The organism is Flaviaestuariibacter terrae (genome assembly GCF_054777635.1).
The window spans coordinates 383,425-402,650 of sequence record NZ_BAAHAL010000006.1; the positions used below are offsets into that span (position 1 = coordinate 383,425).

Annotated in this window: 16 protein-coding genes; 9 read left to right on the forward strand and 7 right to left on the reverse strand. The window is 59.4% G+C overall.

What is annotated here, in order from left to right; translation table 11 throughout:
* The first annotated feature begins 42 nt into the window (after positions 1–42).
* The gene (locus tag ACYU7Z_RS02335; protein WP_460567074.1) at positions 43–528 is read left to right on the forward strand and encodes a histidine phosphatase family protein; all 486 of its coding nucleotides are present in this window, start codon (positions 43–45) and stop codon (positions 526–528) included.
* 170 nt (positions 529–698) lie between these two features.
* Here the strand turns inward: ACYU7Z_RS02335 and ACYU7Z_RS02340 are convergent, their stop codons facing one another.
* Both ACYU7Z_RS02340 and ACYU7Z_RS02345 read right to left on the reverse strand, forming a co-directional pair.
* Positions 699–2,063 carry a dihydrolipoamide acetyltransferase family protein gene (locus ACYU7Z_RS02340; RefSeq protein ID WP_460567075.1) on the reverse strand — a complete coding sequence of 455 codons (1,365 nt, stop codon included), beginning with the start codon at positions 2,061–2,063 and terminating at the stop codon, positions 699–701.
* Positions 2,064–2,207: 144 nt separating this feature from the next.
* A complete protein-coding gene (locus ACYU7Z_RS02345) occupies positions 2,208–3,461 on the reverse strand; it encodes a CinA family nicotinamide mononucleotide deamidase-related protein (protein ID WP_460567076.1) in 1,254 nt (417 codons plus the stop codon).
* A gap of 101 nt (positions 3,462–3,562) precedes the next feature.
* Between ACYU7Z_RS02345 and dacB the strand changes: the two genes are divergently transcribed.
* Positions 3,563–4,981 carry a D-alanyl-D-alanine carboxypeptidase/D-alanyl-D-alanine endopeptidase gene (gene dacB / locus ACYU7Z_RS02350; RefSeq protein ID WP_460567077.1) on the forward strand — a complete coding sequence of 473 codons (1,419 nt, stop codon included), beginning with the start codon at positions 3,563–3,565 and terminating at the stop codon, positions 4,979–4,981.
* A gap of 234 nt (positions 4,982–5,215) precedes the next feature.
* Positions 5,216–5,644: a DUF6526 family protein gene (locus ACYU7Z_RS02355; RefSeq protein ID WP_460567078.1), complete on the forward strand. Its 429-nt coding sequence runs from the start codon at positions 5,216–5,218 to the stop codon at positions 5,642–5,644.
* Positions 5,645–5,741: 97 nt separating this feature from the next.
* On the opposite strand, the gene ACYU7Z_RS02360 is transcribed toward ACYU7Z_RS02355, so the two are convergent.
* Positions 5,742–6,149, reverse strand: coding sequence for a DoxX family protein (locus ACYU7Z_RS02360; protein WP_460567079.1), 408 nt, complete (start codon positions 6,147–6,149; stop codon positions 5,742–5,744).
* Positions 6,150–6,328: 179 nt separating this feature from the next.
* Between ACYU7Z_RS02360 and ACYU7Z_RS02365 the strand changes: the two genes are divergently transcribed.
* Genes ACYU7Z_RS02365 through ACYU7Z_RS02380 form a run of 4 tightly spaced genes read left to right on the forward strand, consistent with a single transcriptional unit; the run spans position 6,329 to position 12,544 of the window.
* Positions 6,329–9,370 carry a tetratricopeptide repeat protein gene (locus ACYU7Z_RS02365; protein ID WP_460567080.1) on the forward strand — a complete coding sequence of 1,014 codons (3,042 nt, stop codon included), beginning with the start codon at positions 6,329–6,331 and terminating at the stop codon, positions 9,368–9,370.
* Between the two features lie 11 nt (positions 9,371–9,381).
* The gene (locus ACYU7Z_RS02370) at positions 9,382–11,010 is read left to right on the forward strand and encodes a TonB-dependent receptor (RefSeq protein WP_460567081.1); all 1,629 of its coding nucleotides are present in this window, start codon (positions 9,382–9,384) and stop codon (positions 11,008–11,010) included.
* Positions 11,010–11,612, forward strand: a complete 603-nt coding sequence (locus ACYU7Z_RS02375) for a hypothetical protein (RefSeq protein ID WP_460567082.1) — start codon at positions 11,010–11,012, stop codon at positions 11,610–11,612. The genes ACYU7Z_RS02370 and ACYU7Z_RS02375 overlap by 1 nt, the downstream gene beginning before the upstream one ends.
* 32 nt (positions 11,613–11,644) lie before the next feature.
* On the forward strand, positions 11,645–12,544 hold the full coding sequence (locus ACYU7Z_RS02380) for a class I SAM-dependent methyltransferase (RefSeq protein WP_460567083.1): 900 nt from the start codon (positions 11,645–11,647) through the stop codon (positions 12,542–12,544).
* 93 nt (positions 12,545–12,637) lie between these two features.
* Here ACYU7Z_RS02380 and ACYU7Z_RS02385 read toward each other — a convergent pair whose 3' ends face one another.
* Entirely contained in the window at positions 12,638–13,447 is an 810-nt protein-coding gene (locus tag ACYU7Z_RS02385; RefSeq protein ID WP_460567084.1) for a glutaminyl-peptide cyclotransferase, read from the reverse strand.
* Between the two features lie 233 nt (positions 13,448–13,680).
* On the opposite strand from ACYU7Z_RS02385, the gene ACYU7Z_RS02390 reads away from it, so the two are divergent.
* Positions 13,681–14,943, forward strand: a complete 1,263-nt coding sequence (locus ACYU7Z_RS02390; RefSeq protein WP_460567085.1) for a M43 family zinc metalloprotease — start codon at positions 13,681–13,683, stop codon at positions 14,941–14,943.
* A gap of 30 nt (positions 14,944–14,973) precedes the next feature.
* On the opposite strand, the gene ACYU7Z_RS02395 is transcribed toward ACYU7Z_RS02390, so the two are convergent.
* On the reverse strand, positions 14,974–16,107 hold the full coding sequence (locus tag ACYU7Z_RS02395) for an NAD(P)/FAD-dependent oxidoreductase (RefSeq protein WP_460567086.1): 1,134 nt from the start codon (positions 16,105–16,107) through the stop codon (positions 14,974–14,976).
* A gap of 72 nt (positions 16,108–16,179) precedes the next feature.
* Between ACYU7Z_RS02395 and ACYU7Z_RS02400 the strand changes: the two genes are divergently transcribed.
* On the forward strand, positions 16,180–16,962 hold the full coding sequence (locus ACYU7Z_RS02400; RefSeq protein WP_460567087.1) for a DUF4197 domain-containing protein: 783 nt from the start codon (positions 16,180–16,182) through the stop codon (positions 16,960–16,962).
* A 143-nt stretch (positions 16,963–17,105) separates the two neighbouring features.
* Here the strand turns inward: ACYU7Z_RS02400 and lpdA are convergent, their stop codons facing one another.
* Both lpdA and ACYU7Z_RS02410 read right to left on the reverse strand, forming a co-directional pair.
* On the reverse strand, positions 17,106–18,509 hold the full coding sequence (lpdA, locus tag ACYU7Z_RS02405; RefSeq protein WP_460567088.1) for a dihydrolipoyl dehydrogenase: 1,404 nt from the start codon (positions 18,507–18,509) through the stop codon (positions 17,106–17,108).
* Between the two features lie 135 nt (positions 18,510–18,644).
* Positions 18,645–19,181: a DUF3575 domain-containing protein gene (locus ACYU7Z_RS02410; RefSeq protein WP_460567089.1), complete on the reverse strand. Its 537-nt coding sequence runs from the start codon at positions 19,179–19,181 to the stop codon at positions 18,645–18,647.
* Positions 19,182–19,226: the final 45 nt, after the last annotated feature.

The window sequence follows — 19,226 nt, forward strand, 5'->3', positions numbered from 1 at the left end:
AAATAGGATACCGGATTATATTTAAACCGTTAAAACAAACCTATGCGCCTATCCGCTTTGCTTCTCGTTTTGCTGCTGGCCTCCTGCCAGACGACCCGCTATTATATCGTGCGCCACGCCGAAAAGGCCGCGCCCGGCCCGCAAATGAGCAGCGATGTGCCGCTGTCGCCGGCCGGTGAGGCCCGCGCGCAGGCCCTCCAGGAGCGGCTCAAGGGTGAAAAGCTCCAATTCGTGTACAGCACCAACTTCCTCCGCACGAAGGCAACCGCCGCACCAACGGCATCTGCCGCCGGACTCGGGCTCCTCTTTTACGATCCGAAAGACAGCAGCTTTATCAGTCACGTGCTCGCCCAGGGCAACGGGAATACGCTGATCGTGGGACATTCCAATACGGTCGACGACCTCGTGAACCGCCTTGTGGGCAAACCTGTGCTCCAGGACCTTCCCGACTCCGCGTACGGCGACCTGTTCATTGTAACGAAGAGGGGCAAGCGCTTTTCGTGGAAGCGCGAGCACTTCGGGCAATAAGGGAAAGAAGTTGAAAAAGAATTTACCGCGAAGGGAATAAGAAAAGAAGTTCGTACGCTAAGTTCAATGAAATGAAAAGGTCCCGCCGAGGCGGGACCTTTTCGTATTTCTTAGCGTATGTCTTATTCACTTCTTTCCTTAGCGGTGAAAACTTCTTTTCCTTCAAACCCTTAAATGGCGCGGTTCAGGTCGAAGTTCTCCAGTTCGTTGGCAACGGCCGTGAGGAAGGTGGCGCCCAGCGACCCGTCGACGATGCGGTGGTCGTAGGAGAGCGACAGGTACATCATGTGGCGGATGGCGATGGAGTCGCCGTGCGGCGTTTCGATCACCACGGGGCGCTTCTTGATGGCGCCAACGGCGAGGATCGCCACCTGCGGCTGGTTGATGATGGGCGTGCCCATCAGCGAGCCGAAGGTGCCCACGTTGGTGAGTGTGAAGGTGCCGTCGGAAATATCTTCGGGCTTGAGCTTGTTGTTGCGGGCGGCGTCGGCCATTCCGTTCACCTGCTTGGCAAGGCCAACGAGGTTGAGTTGCTCGGCATTACGGATAACAGGCACGATAAGGTTGCCGCTGGGCAGTGCCGTGGCCATGCCGATATTGATGTCTTTCTTCACGATGATCCGGTTGCCGTCGACCGAGGAGTTGATCAGCGGGAACCGCTTGATGCAGCGAACGATCGCCTCGATAAAGAGCGGCGTGAAGGTGATCTTGGTGCCCTCGCGCTTTTCGAATTCCTTCTTCGCCTTTTCGCGCCACAGCACCAGGTTGGTTACGTCGGCCTCGGTGAAGGAGGTGACGTGCGGGCTCGTGTGCTTGCTCCGCACCATGTGGTCGGCAATGAGCTTGCGCATCCGGTCCATCTCGATGATCTCCACGTTGCCGCCGTACTGGGCCGGCGGGGCGCTTTGCTCCACCTTGTTCATGGGGATTACCATCTCCTGCTTCTGCGGTTGCTGCGGAGGGGCGCCGGCGGCTGCCTGTGCGGCGCCAGCCGGTACGCGGCCGGCCTTTTTATCGGAAACATATTGAAGAATATCCTTCTTGGTCACGCGGCCCTCGTTGCCGGTGCCGGCGATGGCTTCAAGCTCCTGCATGCCGACGCCTTCCTGGGCGGCGATGTTGAGCACAAGCGGCGAGTAGAAGCGGCCGCCGGGCTGGGCGGGGGCGGCTGCGGAACTGCTGCCCGGGGCAGTCGCGGCTGCGGGTTGCGCGGCCGGTGCCGGCTGTGCGGCCGCGGGGGCGGGCTGGCTGGCGGCGGGTGCCGTTGCGGGTTGCGCGGAAGGAGCCGAGGCTGCGCCTGTGCGCACGCGGGCAATGACGGTTCCGATCGGAACCACGTCGTTTACCTGGAACAATACTTCCTCGATCGTTCCTTCAGCTGTCGAGGGCACTTCGCTGTCTACCTTGTCGGTGGCGATCTCGAGCACCGTTTCGTCCATCTTTACGGTATCTCCGGGCTTCTTGTGCCATTTGAGAATCGTCGCCTCCATGATGCTTTCGCCCATCTTCGGCATTACCAGGTCAACTGTGGCCATATTGCAGTAACTAAGTTTAAAAGAATGTATTTGCAAACAATCGCGGCAAAAGTAACAAAAGAGATCTATTGATCTCGGATCTCCTGATCCCAGAACTGGCGTCTTCCGATCCGGGATCCCCGGATCGGAGATAATAAGATGTGCTTACGTTGTTTTCAGGATCAACTTCCGGAGAAAGTTGAGCGCGCTGTTCGCGGTGAGCTCCATATTGCGGGCCCGGTCGAAGCGGTAGTTCAGCAGCAGGGTTTCCGTGCGTGCGCGGTTGCCCACGGCGATCCAGATGGTGCCGAGCGGCTTTTCGGGCGTGCCACCCGACGGACCCATGATCCCCGAGGTAGCCACGGCGTAATCGGTTTCGAGCACGCGCAGGGCGCCGGCAACCATGGCCCGCACGGTTTCCTCGCTTACGGCGCCGTGCTGCCGCAGCGTTTCGGCCGGCACGCCCAGCACCCGCTCCTTTACGTCATTGCTGTAGGCCACGATGCCGCCGTTGAAGAGTTGCGATGCGCCCGCGGGCTCGGTGAGCAGCCGCGCGAGGTAGCCACCCGTGCAGCTTTCGGCTGTCCCCACCGTTTTCCCGCGTTCCTTCAGGAGGCGGTGGAGTGCCTCGCTCAGGCTGATGTCCTCATCGGCCACCAGCCATTCGGCCACCTGCGTCTTCAGCTCTGTGAACTGTTGATCGATCTCCCGCTCCACCAACGCGCGATCATCGCCGCGTGCTGTGAGGCGGAGACGTACCAATCCGTAGGAGGGAAGGTAGGCCAGCTTGATCCATTCGGGAAGCTTTGCTTCGAAGCCGGCGATATGCGCCGCCAGGTCCGACTCGCCCTTGCCCGCGGTAAGCGCGGTGCGGTGGCTGATGACCGGCAGTGTGAAGCGTGAAGTCAGCTTAGGCAGCACGCTGTCGGTGATGAGCCCTTTCATCTCGTGCGGAACGCCGGGCAGCGATACATACACTACGCCGTCTTTTTCAAACCACATTCCCGGCGCGGTGCCGCGCTTGTTGGGCAGCACCGTGCAGATGTCGGGCACCTCTGCCTGCTTCAGGTTCACTTCGGAAGGCTTGCGGCCAAAGCGCGAGAAGATATCGTGTACGTTCTGCAGCGCATCGTCATCGATACGGGTACCTGCGCCGAAGTAGTCGCGCAGCGCCGGCTTCGTGATGTCGTCGGCCGTGGGGCCGAGGCCGCCGGTGATGATGAGGATGTCGTTGTCGCGGCTTTGCTCGGCCAGCGCGTTGAGGATCTCCCCGCGCACGTCGCCGACTGCTATGCGGCGCTTCAGCCAGATGCCGGCCTTATTCAGTTCCTGCCCGATAAAGGCGCTGTTGGTATCGATGGTCTGGCCGATCAGCAGCTCGTCGCCGATAGTGATGATGGAAGCGGAGATGGGCTTCATGGTGGGAGATTGGAATGCAAGATAGGCAGCAACAGGACTCGGGAAACGTGAATCGGCAATCGTGAATAACTGCAGCGTAAAAGTGTACATTTAGCGGGCATATGAAACCCATTTTTTTTGTAACGGCATGCCTTCTGTCTGCTATCGTTTCCGCACAGGCACCCGCCGCATTGCTGGCCCGGGCCTGGGAACGGTTCGGGAAGGATTCGCAGCTGCGCGCGGGCATCGCGTCCATTTATGTTGTCGATGCGAAGTCGGGCAATGTTGTCTTTGAGCGCAACAGCGGAATCGGTCTCGCGCCGGCATCTTCGCAGAAGGTGATCACGGCGGCTACCGCGTATGAGTGGCTTGGAAAAGGGTTTCGCTTTGCCACGTCCCTGGCCGTTGATTCGTTGCTGCAGAAAGGCAACCCGGCGGGCGACCTTTACCTGCTGGGGAGCGGCGATCCGACACTTGGCAGCTGGCGCTGGTCAGGCACCTCGATGGATTCGGTGCTGGCGAAATTCGTAGCAGCAGCACGGGCAAAGCTGCCGCGTGGTTACCGCCGCCTGCTGGCTCCGCCTGGCAACTGGAACCAGGAGGTCACACCTCCGGGCTGGATCTGGGAAGACCTTGGCCAGTACTATGGAGCCGGTGCCGAGGTTCTCAACTGGCATGAAAACCAATTTGACCTGTTGCTCCGTTCGGGCGCGCGTGTGGACGATCCCGTGCTTGTTGCGGGCAGCAGTCCGGTCGTTAGTGACAGCATCGCCTGCCTCGCTACTACAGCGGCGGCGGGCACCGGAGACCGCACGTACCTCTATCCCGCCAACCATGGCCGCCCGCTGACACTACGCGGAACGATTCCCGTAAACCAGGAGAGCTTCCGCGTGGGTGCTGCCCTGCCCAACCCGGGCGGCATGCTGCTTCGCGACCTTGAGGCCGCCTTGTCGAAGGCGGGCGTTGGGCGGAAGCTGGCACCAGGGCGCCACGTGAGTCAATACAAGGTGCGAAACCTGCTGACACATTACTCGCCGCCGCTCGATTCGATCGTCTTTTGGTTCCTCCGGAAAAGCATCAACTTATATGGCGAGGCGCTACTCAAGACCTTTGCGCAATACAACGGCCAGGTGCAACCGGTAGAAAACGGAACGGAGCAGCGCCTTTATCCCGCTGAAACCACGCAGGGCGCCGCGCTGTTGCGTGCCTTCTGGAAAGAGCACGGCATTGACCCGGTAGAACTCAACATCAAGGATGGCTCGGGCCTTTCGCCCGAAAACCGCGTCACCACCCACGCGCAGGTGCAGGTGCTGCAATACGCACGAAGGCAATCCTGGTTCCCGGGCTTTTACCTGGCGCTGCCCGAATACAACGGCATGAAGCTCAAAAGCGGCACCATCGGCGGCGTCAAGGCCTATTGCGGCTACCATACCTCCAGGGCCGGTGTTACCTACACCGTATCATTTATCGTCAATAATTATAACGGCAGCGAACGCGAGCTCGTCAAAAAAATGTACGCCGTCCTCGACGAGCTGAAATAAATGTTGCTCCGCCATTCCGACTAGGAACAGCGCCTTCAACAGTAACGCCCACAACAAACTCCCGCCTTCGCTAAAGCTTTGACGGCGGGGCCAAACTACAAACTCCCGCCTTCGCTAAAGCTTTGGCGGGCAGGGCCAAACTACAAACTCCCGCCTTCGCTAAAGCTTCGGCGGGCGGAGCCAAACTCCAAACTCCAAACCCCAAACTCCAAACTCCAAACCCCAAACAATCTCATGCCCGAACAGAATCTGAAGAATCACTCCCGCATGGTGCCGGCGTTTCATTACCTCGGTTATCTCTCCTGGCTGGCCCTTCTTATCGGCAGCATTCGCTACCTCGTGCGCGACGAGTCGACGGATAAGTACCCGCCGGTGCTTTTCCTGCTCACCGCAATTGTGCTGGCTGTGCTACTGTGGTTTTCACGCGCCTTTGCATTGACGGCACAGGACCGCGCGATCCGGGCGGAGGAAAGCCTGCGTTATTTCATGCTTGCCGGGAAGCGCCCCGATCCCGCGCTGCGTCTCGGGCAGATCATCGCCCTCCGCTTTGCGTCCGACGAGGAGCTGCCGGCCCTCGCCGACCGCGCCGTACGCGAGCAGCTGACGAACAGGCAGATCAAGGAAGCCGTGCAGAACTGGCGTGCCGATCATAACCGCGTGTAACGGGTGAGCGGGTGAGCAGGGAGCGGGAGAGCAATGAAATAGAAGAAATTCAACGAACATCAGGTACGTCCTGCGCTCACGTTCACCTGCTCACTGATTACTTCGCAAGGAACCGGTCGAGGCTCACCTTGCCCGGGCCAAGCACAAGGATGCTCAGGAAAACACCGAGGTACATCGCCGCTGCCTCGCCCTGGCCGGCAAAGTCGCCCTTGTGGGCCATGAACAGCGCCACCGCCATCGTAATGATCAGCGGTATCGCTGCCAGGCGCGTGAACAGGCCGAGGATGAGGAAGGCCGAGCAAAAGAATTCGGCAAAGACCACAAGGGCCAGCGATGTCGTGGATCCGACATGAAAGGGATCCATAAAGCCATGCGCTTTTTGCGAGAAGTGTGTGAGCTTGTCGAAGCCGTGGTGCAGCATCAGGATGCCACCAAAGAGTCGGAGCAGAAGCGTGCCGAAGGAGAGGGCACTGTCGGAGGTACGGGTGCTGAAAAGTTTTCTCATGGACTGGTTTTACCGACGCAATGATACGACGCGAGGGCCGCGCAGCCAACGCGAGTTAACAAAGTTTTGTTAGCCGCCCTTCCCGTATTTTGCGTCCTTTGACGGGGTCCCGACCAGATGGGCTCCCAAAATAAAAAGCCGCATCCCGCGTTTTACACCCTAACGGCAAACAGCAGTCTATGAAGCAACTCCTTGCGCTACCGTTCCTGCTCCTGTTCACACGCAATGTTTCCGCACAGCAATCCTTTGCGCTTCGCAGCGCCGACGATCCGTTTCTGCTGGCCAAGGAATATTACCAGAAAGGACAATACAACCTCGCCTACCCGCTGCTGCGGCAGCTCCGCGCCGACCTCCGCGAAACCGATCGTATCAACCGCGCCATCGATGCGCAGGAGATCGACTACTACGCCATCAGCTGCGCGCTGATGCAGGGCGAGCCCGGCGCGCCGCTGGAGGCCGAGCAATACATCAACGTAACCCGCAACAATGCCCGCGCGCAGCAGATGCACTTTCAGCTGGCCGAATACGATTACCGGCACGGCCAGTATTCCGAAGCGCTGGCACACTACGAGGCGGCCGGTGAGGCCAACCTTTCGCCCGAAGAGCTGAGCGCCGCCCAGTTTCACAAAGGCTATACCTATTTTTCGCAGAAGCAGTTTGCGCAGGCAAAGCCGCTTTTCGCCGCGGTGCGACAGCGCAAAGGCGATCCCAACCAGCTCGATGCCGAATACTACTACGGCTTCATCGCTTTCGCCGACCGTAATTATACGGATGCCCTCCAGGCCTTCAGGGCCGTGGAGAATCATCCCACCTACGGCTCGATCGTTCCATACTACATCGCCCAGATCTACTACGTGCAGGGACGCAAGGAAGAAGCGATCCGGTATGCCGAAGACAAGCTCAAAAGCGGCGGCGCACAGCACTACGACCTCGAGCTGAAACAGTTGCTCGGGCATGCCTACTTCGAGAAAGGCCAGTATGCACAGGCGCTTCCGTACCTCCAGGATTTCGTGGGCCGCTCGCCGAAAGTTCGCCGCGAGGACCTCTACGAGCTGTCGTATTCGTATTACCAGGCTAGCAACTACCCGAAGGCCATCGAAGGCTTCCGGCAACTGAGCGGCCGCGACGACTCACTCAGCCAGCATGCCATGTACCTGCTCGGCGATGCCTACCTCAAAACAGGCCAGAAAGCCAATGCCCGTAATGCCTTCCTCTTCAGCGCCACCAACAGCAGCAACCCGCAGCAGCGCGAGATCGCACGCTTCAACTATGCGAAGCTGTCGTATGAGCTCGGCTACCAGGACGAAGCACTCAAAAGTCTCCGCGCTTTTCTCAACGATTATCCATCCTCGACCTATGCTACGGAGGCAACGGAGCTGCTTGTGGCCGCGCTCGCCAATACCAACAACTACCGCGATGCGCTGGGCCTTATCGAAAGCCTCCGCAACCCTTCGGCCGCAACCCGACGCCTTTATCCACGCATTCTTTATGGGCGCGCCACCGAGCTGATCAACGACGGTCAGCTTGCCGAAGCCGAAGGCCTGCTCGACCGGGCGCTGAAAGACCCGAACAACGGCCCGGTGCTGCCGCTGCTCAATTTCTGGAAAGGAGAGATCGCCTTCCGCAGCGGGCGCATCGACGATGCCATCCGCTATTACACCGCCTATGTGAGTGCAGGTCCCGGCGCCGGTGCCGGCGATGCCAATATGCGCAACGCCAACTACAACCTGGGCTACAGCTACCTGCGCAAGGAAAACTGGAAGCTCGCGCAAAGCTATTTTGAGCCGCTGTCGCGCGGTGCCGGTATTGGCGCCGATGCTGTGACGCAGGATGCCTATCTCCGTACCGCCGACGCCTATTTCATGCAGAAGCAGTTTGCGCAGGCAAAGGCGATGTACGACAATGCGATCCGCTACTCCTGGCCCGCCGAGGATTACGCGACGTACCAGAAAGCACTGATCACCGGCATCAGCAACTCCAACGACAAGATCGCTCTCCTCAATACCCTGATCCGCAAATTCCCGAATTCGTCGCTGGTCAACGATGCCAACCGGGAGATCGCTACAACCTACCTTGCTGCCGAACGCTTCCGCGAGGCGCTGCCCTACCTGCAAACGCTCACCAAAGCCGGTGGCAACGACGCGCAAAAGCCCGATGCGTATCTCAAGCTGGGGATCGCCTACTTCAACCTGAAGCAATACGACAACGCCATCACGCAGTTCAACACGGTGCTGAGCCAGTATCCCAACTCCGACGAGGCCGACGACGCGCTGGAAAACCTCCGCACGATCTACGTGGAGCAGGGAAAGCCCGATGCATACGTACAGGCTGCGCAGAAGGCAGGCAAGCCGCTTTCGGTGGATGCACAGGACTCGCTCACGTACGCGGCCGCGCAGCTGCAGCTCGAGAACGGAAATGCTGCCGCAGCGCAAGCGCAGCTCGAAAGCTACCTGCAGCGATTCGCAACGGGTGCTTACGCACTCGATGCCCATTACAGCGTGGCCGGTATCTATATGTCGCGCAAGGATTCGGCCGCCGCACTCCCGCACTACGAGGCGCTCGCGGGACGCGCACCCAACAAATTTGCAGAGGCGGCGGTGCTGCAGGCCGCACGGATCTATTTCTTCGGACAGAAAAATTACGCGCAGTCGGAACGATATTACGCTCAACTTAAAGGTCTGACAGCCCGGCCCGAAACGCGCCTGGAAGCTGCGCGGGGCCTGCTTCGCAGCCAGTACCTGCAGCAGAAATGGGCCGAGGCAGCCGCGAATGCGCAGGAGCTTGCGGGCAACAAGGCCGCCAACGCCGACGATAAAGCGCTGGCGAATATGGTGCTGGGCCGCTCGGCACAGATCGCCGGCAATTACGACAATGCCATCAGTGCCTACAAGGCCGTCGTGGCCGTCAACAAGGCATCGCTGGCAGCCGAAGCGCGCTACGAGATCGCCGCAAGCCTCTTTGCTTTGGGCCGCGGAAAGGAAGCCGAAAAGGCGGCCTTCGACGTCATCAACAAATCGGGCTCCTATGAGCTGTGGGTGACGAAGGCCTACATTCTCCTCGGCGACCTCTACTTCCAGCAAAAAGATTACTTCAACGCGAAGGCTACCTACCAGAGTGTTGCCGACAATACAACCGTGGCCGAGCTCAAGGCCGAAGCACAGCGCAAGCTGCAGCAGGTAACCGATGAAGAAGCCCGCAACTCCAAAGTCGGCGGACAATAAAGCACTGAACCATGAAGAAAACCCTTCTACTACCCGGATTCATCGCGACGGCCCTTAGCCTTCATGCGCAGGATACTACGCGCAACGGCCACCAGGTGAACGTGACCGTTTCCTTTCAGCCGGTGCTCCGCGAAGCCGGTAAGATCAACTTCAGCGCAACGCCGCCGGCAGCCGATACGGCGCGCCCGCAGCTGCTCTATAGCATTCCCAACCAGAACCTCGTGTTTCGCTACCAGCCCGGGAGCCTGAAGCCCCTTGCCCTCAATGTGGACAGCCTTGTGCGCTGGGATGGATGGAACTACGTGAAGCTTGGCTACGGCACGCAGCAAACACCCTACCTCGAAACAGGGCTCTCCCTTGGCGATCCGGCCAAAGCAGGTGTGAACGTGTATGGCAATTTCTATTCGTCGAAAGGAAAGCTTCCCTTCCAGGAACTGCGCCGCGGCCGCATCGACGCGCTTGGCTACAGCCGCATCGGCAGCAACCACGAGCTGACCGGGGCGATCGGCTACAGCGACGACCAGTACTACCGCTACGGCTTCCCGGATTCGCTTAGCTTCCCCAAGGATTCGCTGTCGGCGCACTATGCCAATGTGCGTGCCCGCATCGGTATCCGCAGCCTCGGACCCAATGCCTATGGCATCAGCTATGCGCCCGAGCTCCGGTTCAATGCTTTCTCCGACCACCGCGACAACAACGAAACGAGCACCTACCTGAACCTGCCTCTTCGCAAAACGATCGAGGGCCGCTTTGCCTTCGACCTTGCCCTTGAGGGTTCGCTGACCTCGTTCCATGGAGCGGCAAAAAACAACAGCAACAGCAACTGGTTCGCGGTGTCGCCTTCGCTGCAGGTGAAGACGGCCGCCTTTTACCTGCAGGCAGGTCTGCGCCCTTCGTGGGACAACGGCGCGTTCAAGCTGATGCCGAATATCATGGCCGAAGTAGGCACCGCCGACAAAACGCTGGCCGTCATCGCCGGCTGGACCGGTCGTCTCCGGACGAATTCCTTCCAGTATCTCACAGGCTACAACCCCTGGATCGACGCACCGCTTGCGATCAGCAACAGCCGCATCGAAGAGATCTACGGCGGCATCAAGGGAACGGTGTCGGATCACTTCAGCTACCTGCTGCGGGCCGGCGTCAACAAGTACAGCAACCTGCCGCTCTTCGTAAACAGCGGAACCGGCGGCAAGAGCTTCACCGTTGGCTACGAGCCCGGCATGAATTCGCTCAACGTGCACGGCGAGCTCGGGTACAGCGTGGGCGAGCGTTTCAGCCTTCGCTCCGTGGTCGACGCCAATCATTATACGGGTGTGGATGTATTCGAGGACGCCTACGGTCTGCCGACATTCGAGTGGACGACGGCGCTTCGCCTGCAGGTGCTGCGCGACCTGTACTTCAAGACAGACCTGTATGCCTTCGATGGCGTGACCAACCGCTTCGGCACGGAAAGCCGCAAGCAGAACGGTGCCTTCGATGCATCCGCCGGCCTTGAGTTCACGGTATACAAGAACCTCATATTGTGGGCACAGTTCAATAACCTGTTCAACAAAACCTACCAGCGCTGGAACCAGTATCCAACTTACGGCTTCCAGTTCCTCGGGGGAATCGTATTTTCGTTCGCCCAAAACAAGAACTAGTGCTGGAGCTGCTGACAGAATATCTTTCCCGGACAAATACGGTAACCATCCCCGCCATCGGCTCGATCGACCTCGAGCGGCTGCCGGCAACCTGGAGTGTTGCCGACCAGGAATTGCTCGGTCCTTCGGTACGGGTCGCAGCACGCGATGAAGCCGAGCCCGCTCCGCCGCAACTTACCTGGCTGGCGGCCGCAACGCAGCAACCGGAAGGAGAGGTGCGGGAGCGCCTGCGTCAATTCGGCGAGCGCCTGCTCGGCCAGCTGCGCGATGCGCCCCTTCATTGGCCGGGCGTCGGGCAGCTGCAGTGGGTCAACGAGCGGCTCGAGGTTATGCCCGATGCGGCGATCACCCTTCCGCCACAGGCCGCCGGCAAGGTTATCCGCGAAGACGCCCTGCATACGATCCGCGTGGGCGAGCAGGAGGTGGCTTCGTCGTTCTACGAGGAGCGCACGGTAGTTGCCGAAGGCCGCCACGATAGTGAATGGCTGGCCTGGCTGCTGGTGGTGCTCGCGGCGCTCTTTATCTTTTACTGTGTATACAGCGACGGCTTCTCGCCTTTGTCGAGCGGGCTGCGCAGCGGTGTTTTCAATAACCTGCACTGATTCGGGCCGGCCCCGCTATTTTTGCAGCCACTATGGAAGGACGTGTGCATTACCAGCAGTGCCCAGTGTGCGATAGCCGCTCGATCAGCGCCGTATTGACGGCTACCGATTACACCGTAAGCCACGAGGAGTTCCCGATCTGGGAATGTGCCGCCTGTCGCCTGCGCTTTACGCAGGATGTTCCCGATGCGGCGCATATCGGCCCGTACTACAAATCACCCGAATACATTTCGCACAGCGACAGCAGCGAAGGCCTTATCAACCGTCTTTACCAGCGCGTGCGCCGCAGTACGCTCCGGCAAAAGGTGCGGCTCGTAACAAAGGCCTGCCGGCGTAGCAGCGGCCGTGCCCTCGATGTGGGCTGCGGCACGGGTGCTTTCCTCAACGCCCTGCGCGGGGCAGGCTGGACGGTGCTCGGTCTCGAGCCCGACGAAGATGCCCGGGCCCTCGCGGTTCGCCGCTACGGCCTCGACGTCCGGGAAGCCGGTGAGCTGTACCGGCTTCCTCCCGCTTCTTTCGATCTGATAACCCTGTGGCATGTGCTGGAGCACGTGCACGACCTGCAAGGCTATATCGCGCAATTGAAATCATTGCTGGCACCGGGCGGGCGCCTCGTAGTGGCGGTTCCCAATTATACCTCCGGTGATGCGTCGATTTATGGCCGCTACTGGGCCGCCTACGATGTGCCGCGGCACCTGTATCATTTTGCGCCGGAGTCGGTGAAGGTGCTCGTGCAACGGCATGGCCTGCAGCTCCTGGCGGAGCACCCGATGTGGTACGATTCGTTTTACATCAGCCTTCTGAGCAGCCGCTACCGCTCGGGGCACACGCAATGGCTCTCTGCGCCACTGGCGGGCCTGCGCTCCAACCTGGGGGCGGTTGCCGACAAGGAGCGCTGCAGCTCGCTTACGTATATCATCGGTAACGGGTAATTCAAAAAGCAAAAGTCAAAAACAGGAACAGCCGCCTGCAGGAACCAGGCAGTGGAGGGATTTTTTGACCTTTTAATTTTGACTTTTGAATTATCAGAAGGCAAACTGCAGCTCGTACATTTCCGGCCAGTACTTCCCGGTGACGTATAGCTTCTTTGTCTCCGGGTTGTAGGCGATCCCGTTGGCTACATCGGCAGCCGGGTTGATGCTGCGGGCACGCTGTGTAAGCTGCGTCAGGTCGAGGCGGGCCACTACCTGGCCGCTCGCGGGATCGATCTTCAGGAGGTCGTCCTTTCCCCACACGTTCGCATAAATAAACCCGTTGACCCACTCCAGCTCGTTGACGTTGGAAACAAGGTTGCCGTTGTCGGTAACGCTTTGCGTGCGCAGGAGGCGGAAGGTGCCGGGCTCATAGAAGGAGAGGTTGCTCGATCCGTCGGACGCGATCAGCTCATGGCCGTCGGTAGTGAGGCCCCAGCCCTCCGGCTGCAGCGGCAGCTCCTTGATCTTCTTAAGGCTGTTCACATCATAAACCAGCACTATGTGCTCGCGCCACGTAAGCTGGTAGACCGTATCGCGCAGGATAATGACGCCTTCCCCAAAAAGCGCGCTGTCGAGGGAAAGTTTACGGACAGGTTTTCCTGACTTGAGGTCTGTCTGGTACAAGTGCGAGCCTCCATAGTTGCCCGTGCTTTCCCAGAGCTGTCCTTTATAAAAGGAAAGTCCTTCGGTAAAGGAGCTCGTATCATGGGGAAAGCTCGCCGCGACGGTGTAGGAGAGAACAGGGGTTGCGGGCGCGGGCGGCGTGTCTTTGCCGTTTTGGGCGGTACCGTTGCCTTCGGGGCCGGAGCAGGCAGCTAACACAAGTGAGGTAACGGCCAGGAGGGTGCGCGACAGGTTCATGCGGGCAAAAATAGGGGTTCGGGTAGAAGCCTCCTGTTAAGAGAAAAAAAATGGTATTGTATTTGTCAAGTAAGAAATATACATTTGTACCTACTCCGATCCTAAGTAAAGGCCGCATCCAACCCAAGTGAAACCACTTATTATCCAGCGATCCTTTCAAAGCCTCCCCCAAGTTCCAATCCCGTTGAAGCAGACCATTTCCAGTACCTGTGATTCCGAACAACCCGGAATCTATGAGGCATTTTATCCTTTACTGTCTGCTCCTTGTTACCGTGCTTCCTGCGTCGGCCCAGCGCGCCTGCTCGAGCCGGGAATATACCGCCGCCCTGCGCGCCGCTAACCCGGCCGCTGCCCGTGGTCTCGACGAGGCCGCGCAATTCCAGGCCCGTCACGGCGCTACCCTGCTTGCCGACAACGGCACGGGCCGCCTGCTCGCCAATGGCGTCATCCAGGTGCCGGTGGTGGTGCATGTGCTCTATAACAGCAGTGCGCAAAACATAAGCGACGCGCAGATCCGGAGCCAGATCGACGCGCTCAACCGCGACTTCCGCCACCTGAACGCCGATTCCGTCAATACGCCCGCCCGCTTCCGCGGCCTCTCCGCCGACGTGCAGCTTGAATTTACCCTCGCTACCGCTACTCCCGAAGGCTATGCCACGAACGGCATCATCCGCAAGGCCTCCGGCGTGCAGTACTGGGAGCAAAACGACGATATCAAATTCGCCTCCCGTGGCGGCGACAATGCCTGGGACAGCCGCTACTACCTCAATATCTGGGTCGGCCCGATGCGCCGCCTCCTCGGTTATTCCACGATGCCCGGAGGTCCCGCCGACGCCGACGGCATTGTCATCAACAGCAACGCCATGGGTACCTTTAACGTCACTGCTCCCTACGATATGGGCCGCACGGCGGTACACGAGGTGGGTCACTGGCTCGGTCTCAATCACATCTGGGGCGATACCTATTGCGGCGACGACGGCATCGACGACACACCAAAGCAAAGCAATTTCACCTCCGGCTGTCCCTCGGGCTACCGCGTATCCTGCAGCAACAATGCTACGGGCGATATGTACATGAACTACATGGACTTCACCAGCGATGCCTGCATCAACCTGTTCACCAGGGGCCAGGCAGCCCGGATGCGGAGCGCCTTTCTCAACGGCGGCCCGCGCGCGGCAATGCTTCAAACAAAGGGCCTCGACCGGCCCTGGGCAACACGGCCGGTTGTTCTCGATGCTCCGGAGACCAAGCCCATGACCGGAAGCGCGCAGCTTTACCCGAACCCCGCTTCGTCAACACTCAATGTAAACCTTGGAAGCGGCGCCTGGATGGGTACACAGCTTGAATTACGGAATCTCCAGGGTGCGCTTGTACAGCGGCTTACCATCACGGCAGCGCAACTCCGCATCAATGTAGCGGGTCTCGCGTCAGGTGTGTATTTCCTGGTTGCCGACACCGGCAGCGAGCGTCTGCGGATCTCCTTTGTGAAGCAATAGCGTTCGCTACTGCTGCGCCGGCCGACTTTTTTATAGCCTGATCATTTTTGCGATGCGCTTTCCCGCCTCGGGCGCCACGGCCACGCCGATGCCACCCAGGGCTACGGCTGCCAGCACCCGCGGGCGCACCTCGCGGAGCAGCGGCTCCTTTTCCTCGCCCATGCCCATGATCCCGCTCCAGCGGTGCTCGATGCGGTAGCTGCCCCGTTGCCGCGGCAGGATCACTTCGTCGAGAAAGCGCTCGAGCTCGTCCTGGATCCGGGGCGTCGTGATGCGCTCGTCGGAACGTTCTTCCTCGAAGGCTTTATTGCGGGCGCCGCCCAGCAGCACTTTGTTACCCAGGTTCCGGAAATAATAATAGCCTTCGTCGGCATGAAAGGTTCCTTCCCAGGGAAGGCCTTCGATAGGAGAGGTGAGCAGCACCTGTCCCCGCGCCGGTGTAACGCGGATCTCGGGCAGGAGTGATCCGGCTGCCGTGTTGTTCGCCACTACGAGGTAACGCGTGTCGAGCGTAAAGCCGGCACCGGTTTCAATCCTGAGCCCTTCGTGCTTTTCTTCGAAGGAAGTGACGGCCACGCCGGGCATCCATTGTACGCCGCCGGACTGGAGCCCGCGGAGGAGTTCACCTGCCAGCTTGCCCGAGTGCAGCGCGCCTTCGAGCTTGTTGACTACGAGCTGCGACGTACCGGCAAAACCAAAGCGGCCGATCTGCGCTGAAGCATCGCGAAAAGTGCGGCGCTTTCCCGTAATGGGCGCCAGCAGCCTGTTGATGTGATCGATCTGTTCGGCAAGCAGGCCTGATGTACCCACAGCGGGCGGAAACAGCTCGTAGCCACCGCACCAATCAAGATCGATGCGTGCCGGGCGCAGCCACTTCCGGATCTGTTGCAGCCCGCGGAAACGCAGCTCCACCAGGGCCTGCATCCGTTCGGTGCCAAGCGACGCCTCGTCGGCGAGGAGCTCGCCCAATGAGCCGAAGCAGGCAAAGCCCGCGTTGCGTGTGGAGGCGCCCATCGCGATCGAATCTTTTTCGAGGATCGTGATACGGGCCTTCGGGTAGCGCCGGCGGATGTGAAAAGCCGACCAGAGCCCTGCGAAACCACCGCCCGCGATCACGACATCCTGTGGCCGCAGGACCGTTTCTTTTTCCCAGATGCTGAACATGATATAAAGGTACTTTAACGTTGGGTTTGGGTGGAGGAGCTTATTTTCGGTGCTACAAGCAAGCCATTGTCCATGAAAAAAATTCTCCTCCTCTGCGCCTCTATCGGCGCCCTCTCTTCGCTCCAGGCCCAGGGTCTCAAAGGTCTTCTTCAAAAAGGCCAGGACGCGCTCAAAGACAGCGCCAGCCGCGCGCAGGTAACCACTGCCGTGCAGCAGACCGTTGAAAAAATCACCGGCCAGAGCACAGGTCTCAGCAGCGATGAAGTGATCAACGGCCTCAAGGAAGCCCTGAGTGTCGGCACCAACAAAGGCACTGCGCGATTGTCGGCTGTCGATGGGTTTTTCAAAGATGCCGCCCTCAAGATCCTGATGCCCGCCGAAGCCCAGAAGGTGGAGCAGAAGCTCCGCGCCCTCGGTATGGGCAAGCAGGTTGACCAGGCCATTCTCAGCATGAACCGCGCGGCCGAAGAAGCTGCCAAGAGCGCCGCTCCCATTTTCCTCAACGCCATCAAGGGCATTACCATACAGGACGGCATGGGCATTCTCCGCGGCGACAACCAGGCGGCTACCACCTACCTCAAGGGCCGCACGCAGGCACAGCTCACCGAGGCTTTCCGCCCCGTGATCGAGGACGCGCTCAGGAAAGTAAATGCCACCAAGTACTGGAATACGCTGTTCACTACCTATAACCGTTTCAGCAAGGACAAAGTCAATCCCGATCTCGCGGCTTATGTTACCGAGAAGTCGCTGTACGGCATCTTCTACAACGTGGGCCAGGAAGAAATGAAGATCCGCCAGGACCCCGCGGCACGTACCACGGAACTGCTGAAGAAGGTGTTCGGCTCGAAATCCTGAGCACGCGGATAACGCGGATCACGCAGATATAATGATAAAAGGCTCGCTTAGCGAGCCTTTTATCATAGCGCGCAATGAGAGAGGCCCGTCGCAAAGCGACGGGCCTCGTGTATTTATCCGCGTTATCTGCGCGATCTGCGTGCTTACAGGTGGATCGCCTCGCCGTACGCCACTTCGATGGCATCCTTGATGCTCTCGGAGATGGTGGGGTGGGGGTGGATCGAGTTGAGCACCTCGTGGTAGGTGGTCTCCAGCTTGCGGGCCACTACGGTCTCCGCGATCAGCTCCGTTACGTTGTAGCCGATCATGTGGGTGCCGAGCCATTCGCCGTACTTGGCATCGAAGATCACCTTTACAAAGCCTTCGGTATGGCCTGCTGCCGATGCCTTGCCCGAAGCCGACAACGGGAACTTGCCCACCTTCAGCTCGTAGCCGGCTTCCTTGGCCTGCTTCTCGGTCATGCCTACGGAGGCTACCTCGGGAACGCAGTAGGTGCAACCCGGAACGTTGCCGTAGTCGAGCGCCTCGGGCTGGTGCTGGTATTTCTTTTCGTTGTAGGCGATGTTTTCCACGCAGATGATGCCTTCCTTAGAAGCCACGTGTGCCAGGGCCTGGCCGGGTACGCAGTCGCCGATGGCGTAGATGCCCGGAACGGAGGTCTGGTAAAATTTATCGACGCTGATCTTTCCTTTTTCGGTCTTGATGCCGGTTTCCTCGAGTCCGAGTCCTTCGATGTTCGATTGTACACCCACGGCGCTCAGCAGGATATCGGCTTCGAGCTTCACTTCGCCACTCTGGGTCTTGATGGTCGCCACAACGCCGTTGCCCGACGTGTCCACGTGGGTCACTTCGGCATTGGTCATTACGTCGATGCCTTTCTTCTTGAAGCTTTTCTCGAGCTCCTTGGAGATGTCGGCGTCTTCCACCGGCACGATGGCGGGGAGGAACTCAACGATGGTCACCTTGGTGCCCATGGTGGAATAGAAGTAGCCGAACTCGCAGCCGATGGCGCCGGAGCCGACCACGATCATGCTCTTGGGCTGCTGGGGCAGCACCATGGCCTCGCGGTAGCCGATGATCTTCTTGCCGTCGATGGGCATGGCGGGGAGCTGGCGGGCGCGGGCGCCGGTGGCCAGGATGATATGCTTCGCTTCAACGGTTTGCTTGGCGTTGTCGGCACCGGTTACCTCGATCTTGCCTTTCGACACGACCTTGCCAAAGCCCATGATCACCTCGATCTTGTTCTTGCGCATCAGGAACTGGACGCCCTTGCTCATTTTGTCGGCCACTCCGCGGCTGCGCTTAACGACAGCCTCGAAGTTGTGCTTGCCGGAGGCCTCGATACCGAAGTCCTGGGCATGCTGGATGTATTCGTATACCTGGGCGCTTTTGAGGAGGGCCTTGGTGGGGATGCAACCCCAGTTGAGGCAGATGCCGCCGAGGCTTTCTTTTTCAATGATCGCGGTCTTGAAGCCCAGCTGGGCGGCGCGGATGGCGGCCACGTAACCACCGGGACCCGAGCCGATAACAACAACGTCGTAAGCCATGTTGAATGCAGAATTTTATAAGTTGATGGATGTCCCTGCCCTTGCGGCGGGGCTGCGTAAAGCGGCACGAAGCTAAGGAAAGGGCACGAAAAAGCCCCGCACGCGGCGGGGCTTATCGGAAAGGTTTGTTTCTGATTAGAAAGCTACACCCAGGGTAACGCCCGTACGAACGCCGAAGCCGTTCAGGGAACCCGGGATCGAGGTGTTACCAGCACCGTCGTCGTACTTCACCGTGCCCGTGCTGTAGCTGGGTCCGATGAAGAGGTCGAGGGTTACGACGTTGCCGAAGATCCACTGGCGGCCAACTACTGCGCCACCACCGAAGGTGCTCAGGGTTGCCTTGTCGGAAGTACCGCCCGATTTGTCTTCGATCTTCAGGTTCTGGTAGCGGAGGAAGGGACCTACGTACACACCGTTCATAGCCTCACCGTTCAGGTAGAAGCGGAACTCGGGGGTCAGGAAGATACCGTTGAACTTCACGTCGCTCTTGTTGTAGGCGGTGAAACCAACGCCGAGCTGAACCGTTTTGTTCTCGCCGATAGCACGCTCGTAGAAGAACGAACCGGACTTAACGATGGGGCTCAGGATGTTTACCTTGATGGCGTTGCTTTTTTGGGCCTGGGCGCCGAAAGCTACGGCGGCAAAACCCAGGGCAAGGATAGCCTTTTTCATAATACAGTTGAGTTTGTTAATAATGAGCAGCAAAGAAATCAAAGC

Excerpts from the sequence above, each read along its gene's own strand:
- dacB (WP_460567077.1), top strand. The coding sequence starts at position 3,563 with ATGAAACCCATTTTTTTTGTAACGGCATGCCTTCTGTCTGCTATCGTT.
- ACYU7Z_RS02400 (WP_460567087.1), top strand. The coding sequence starts at position 16,180 with ATGAAAAAAATTCTCCTCCTCTGCGCCTCTATCGGCGCCCTCTCTTCG.
- ACYU7Z_RS02365 (WP_460567080.1), top strand. The coding sequence starts at position 6,329 with ATGAAGCAACTCCTTGCGCTACCGTTCCTGCTCCTGTTCACACGCAAT.
- ACYU7Z_RS02385 (WP_460567084.1), bottom strand. The coding sequence starts at position 13,447 with ATGAACCTGTCGCGCACCCTCCTGGCCGTTACCTCACTTGTGTTAGCT.
- ACYU7Z_RS02335 (WP_460567074.1), top strand. The coding sequence starts at position 43 with ATGCGCCTATCCGCTTTGCTTCTCGTTTTGCTGCTGGCCTCCTGCCAG.
- ACYU7Z_RS02360 (WP_460567079.1), bottom strand. The coding sequence starts at position 6,149 with ATGAGAAAACTTTTCAGCACCCGTACCTCCGACAGTGCCCTCTCCTTC.
- ACYU7Z_RS02355 (WP_460567078.1), top strand. The coding sequence starts at position 5,216 with ATGCCCGAACAGAATCTGAAGAATCACTCCCGCATGGTGCCGGCGTTT.
- lpdA (WP_460567088.1), bottom strand. The coding sequence starts at position 18,509 with ATGGCTTACGACGTTGTTGTTATCGGCTCGGGTCCCGGTGGTTACGTG.
- ACYU7Z_RS02340 (WP_460567075.1), bottom strand. The coding sequence starts at position 2,063 with ATGGCCACAGTTGACCTGGTAATGCCGAAGATGGGCGAAAGCATCATG.
- ACYU7Z_RS02390 (WP_460567085.1), top strand. The coding sequence starts at position 13,681 with ATGAGGCATTTTATCCTTTACTGTCTGCTCCTTGTTACCGTGCTTCCT.
- ACYU7Z_RS02395 (WP_460567086.1), bottom strand. The coding sequence starts at position 16,107 with ATGTTCAGCATCTGGGAAAAAGAAACGGTCCTGCGGCCACAGGATGTC.
- ACYU7Z_RS02410 (WP_460567089.1), bottom strand. The coding sequence starts at position 19,181 with ATGAAAAAGGCTATCCTTGCCCTGGGTTTTGCCGCCGTAGCTTTCGGC.
- ACYU7Z_RS02380 (WP_460567083.1), top strand. The coding sequence starts at position 11,645 with ATGGAAGGACGTGTGCATTACCAGCAGTGCCCAGTGTGCGATAGCCGC.
- ACYU7Z_RS02345 (WP_460567076.1), bottom strand. The coding sequence starts at position 3,461 with ATGAAGCCCATCTCCGCTTCCATCATCACTATCGGCGACGAGCTGCTG.
- ACYU7Z_RS02370 (WP_460567081.1), top strand. The coding sequence starts at position 9,382 with ATGAAGAAAACCCTTCTACTACCCGGATTCATCGCGACGGCCCTTAGC.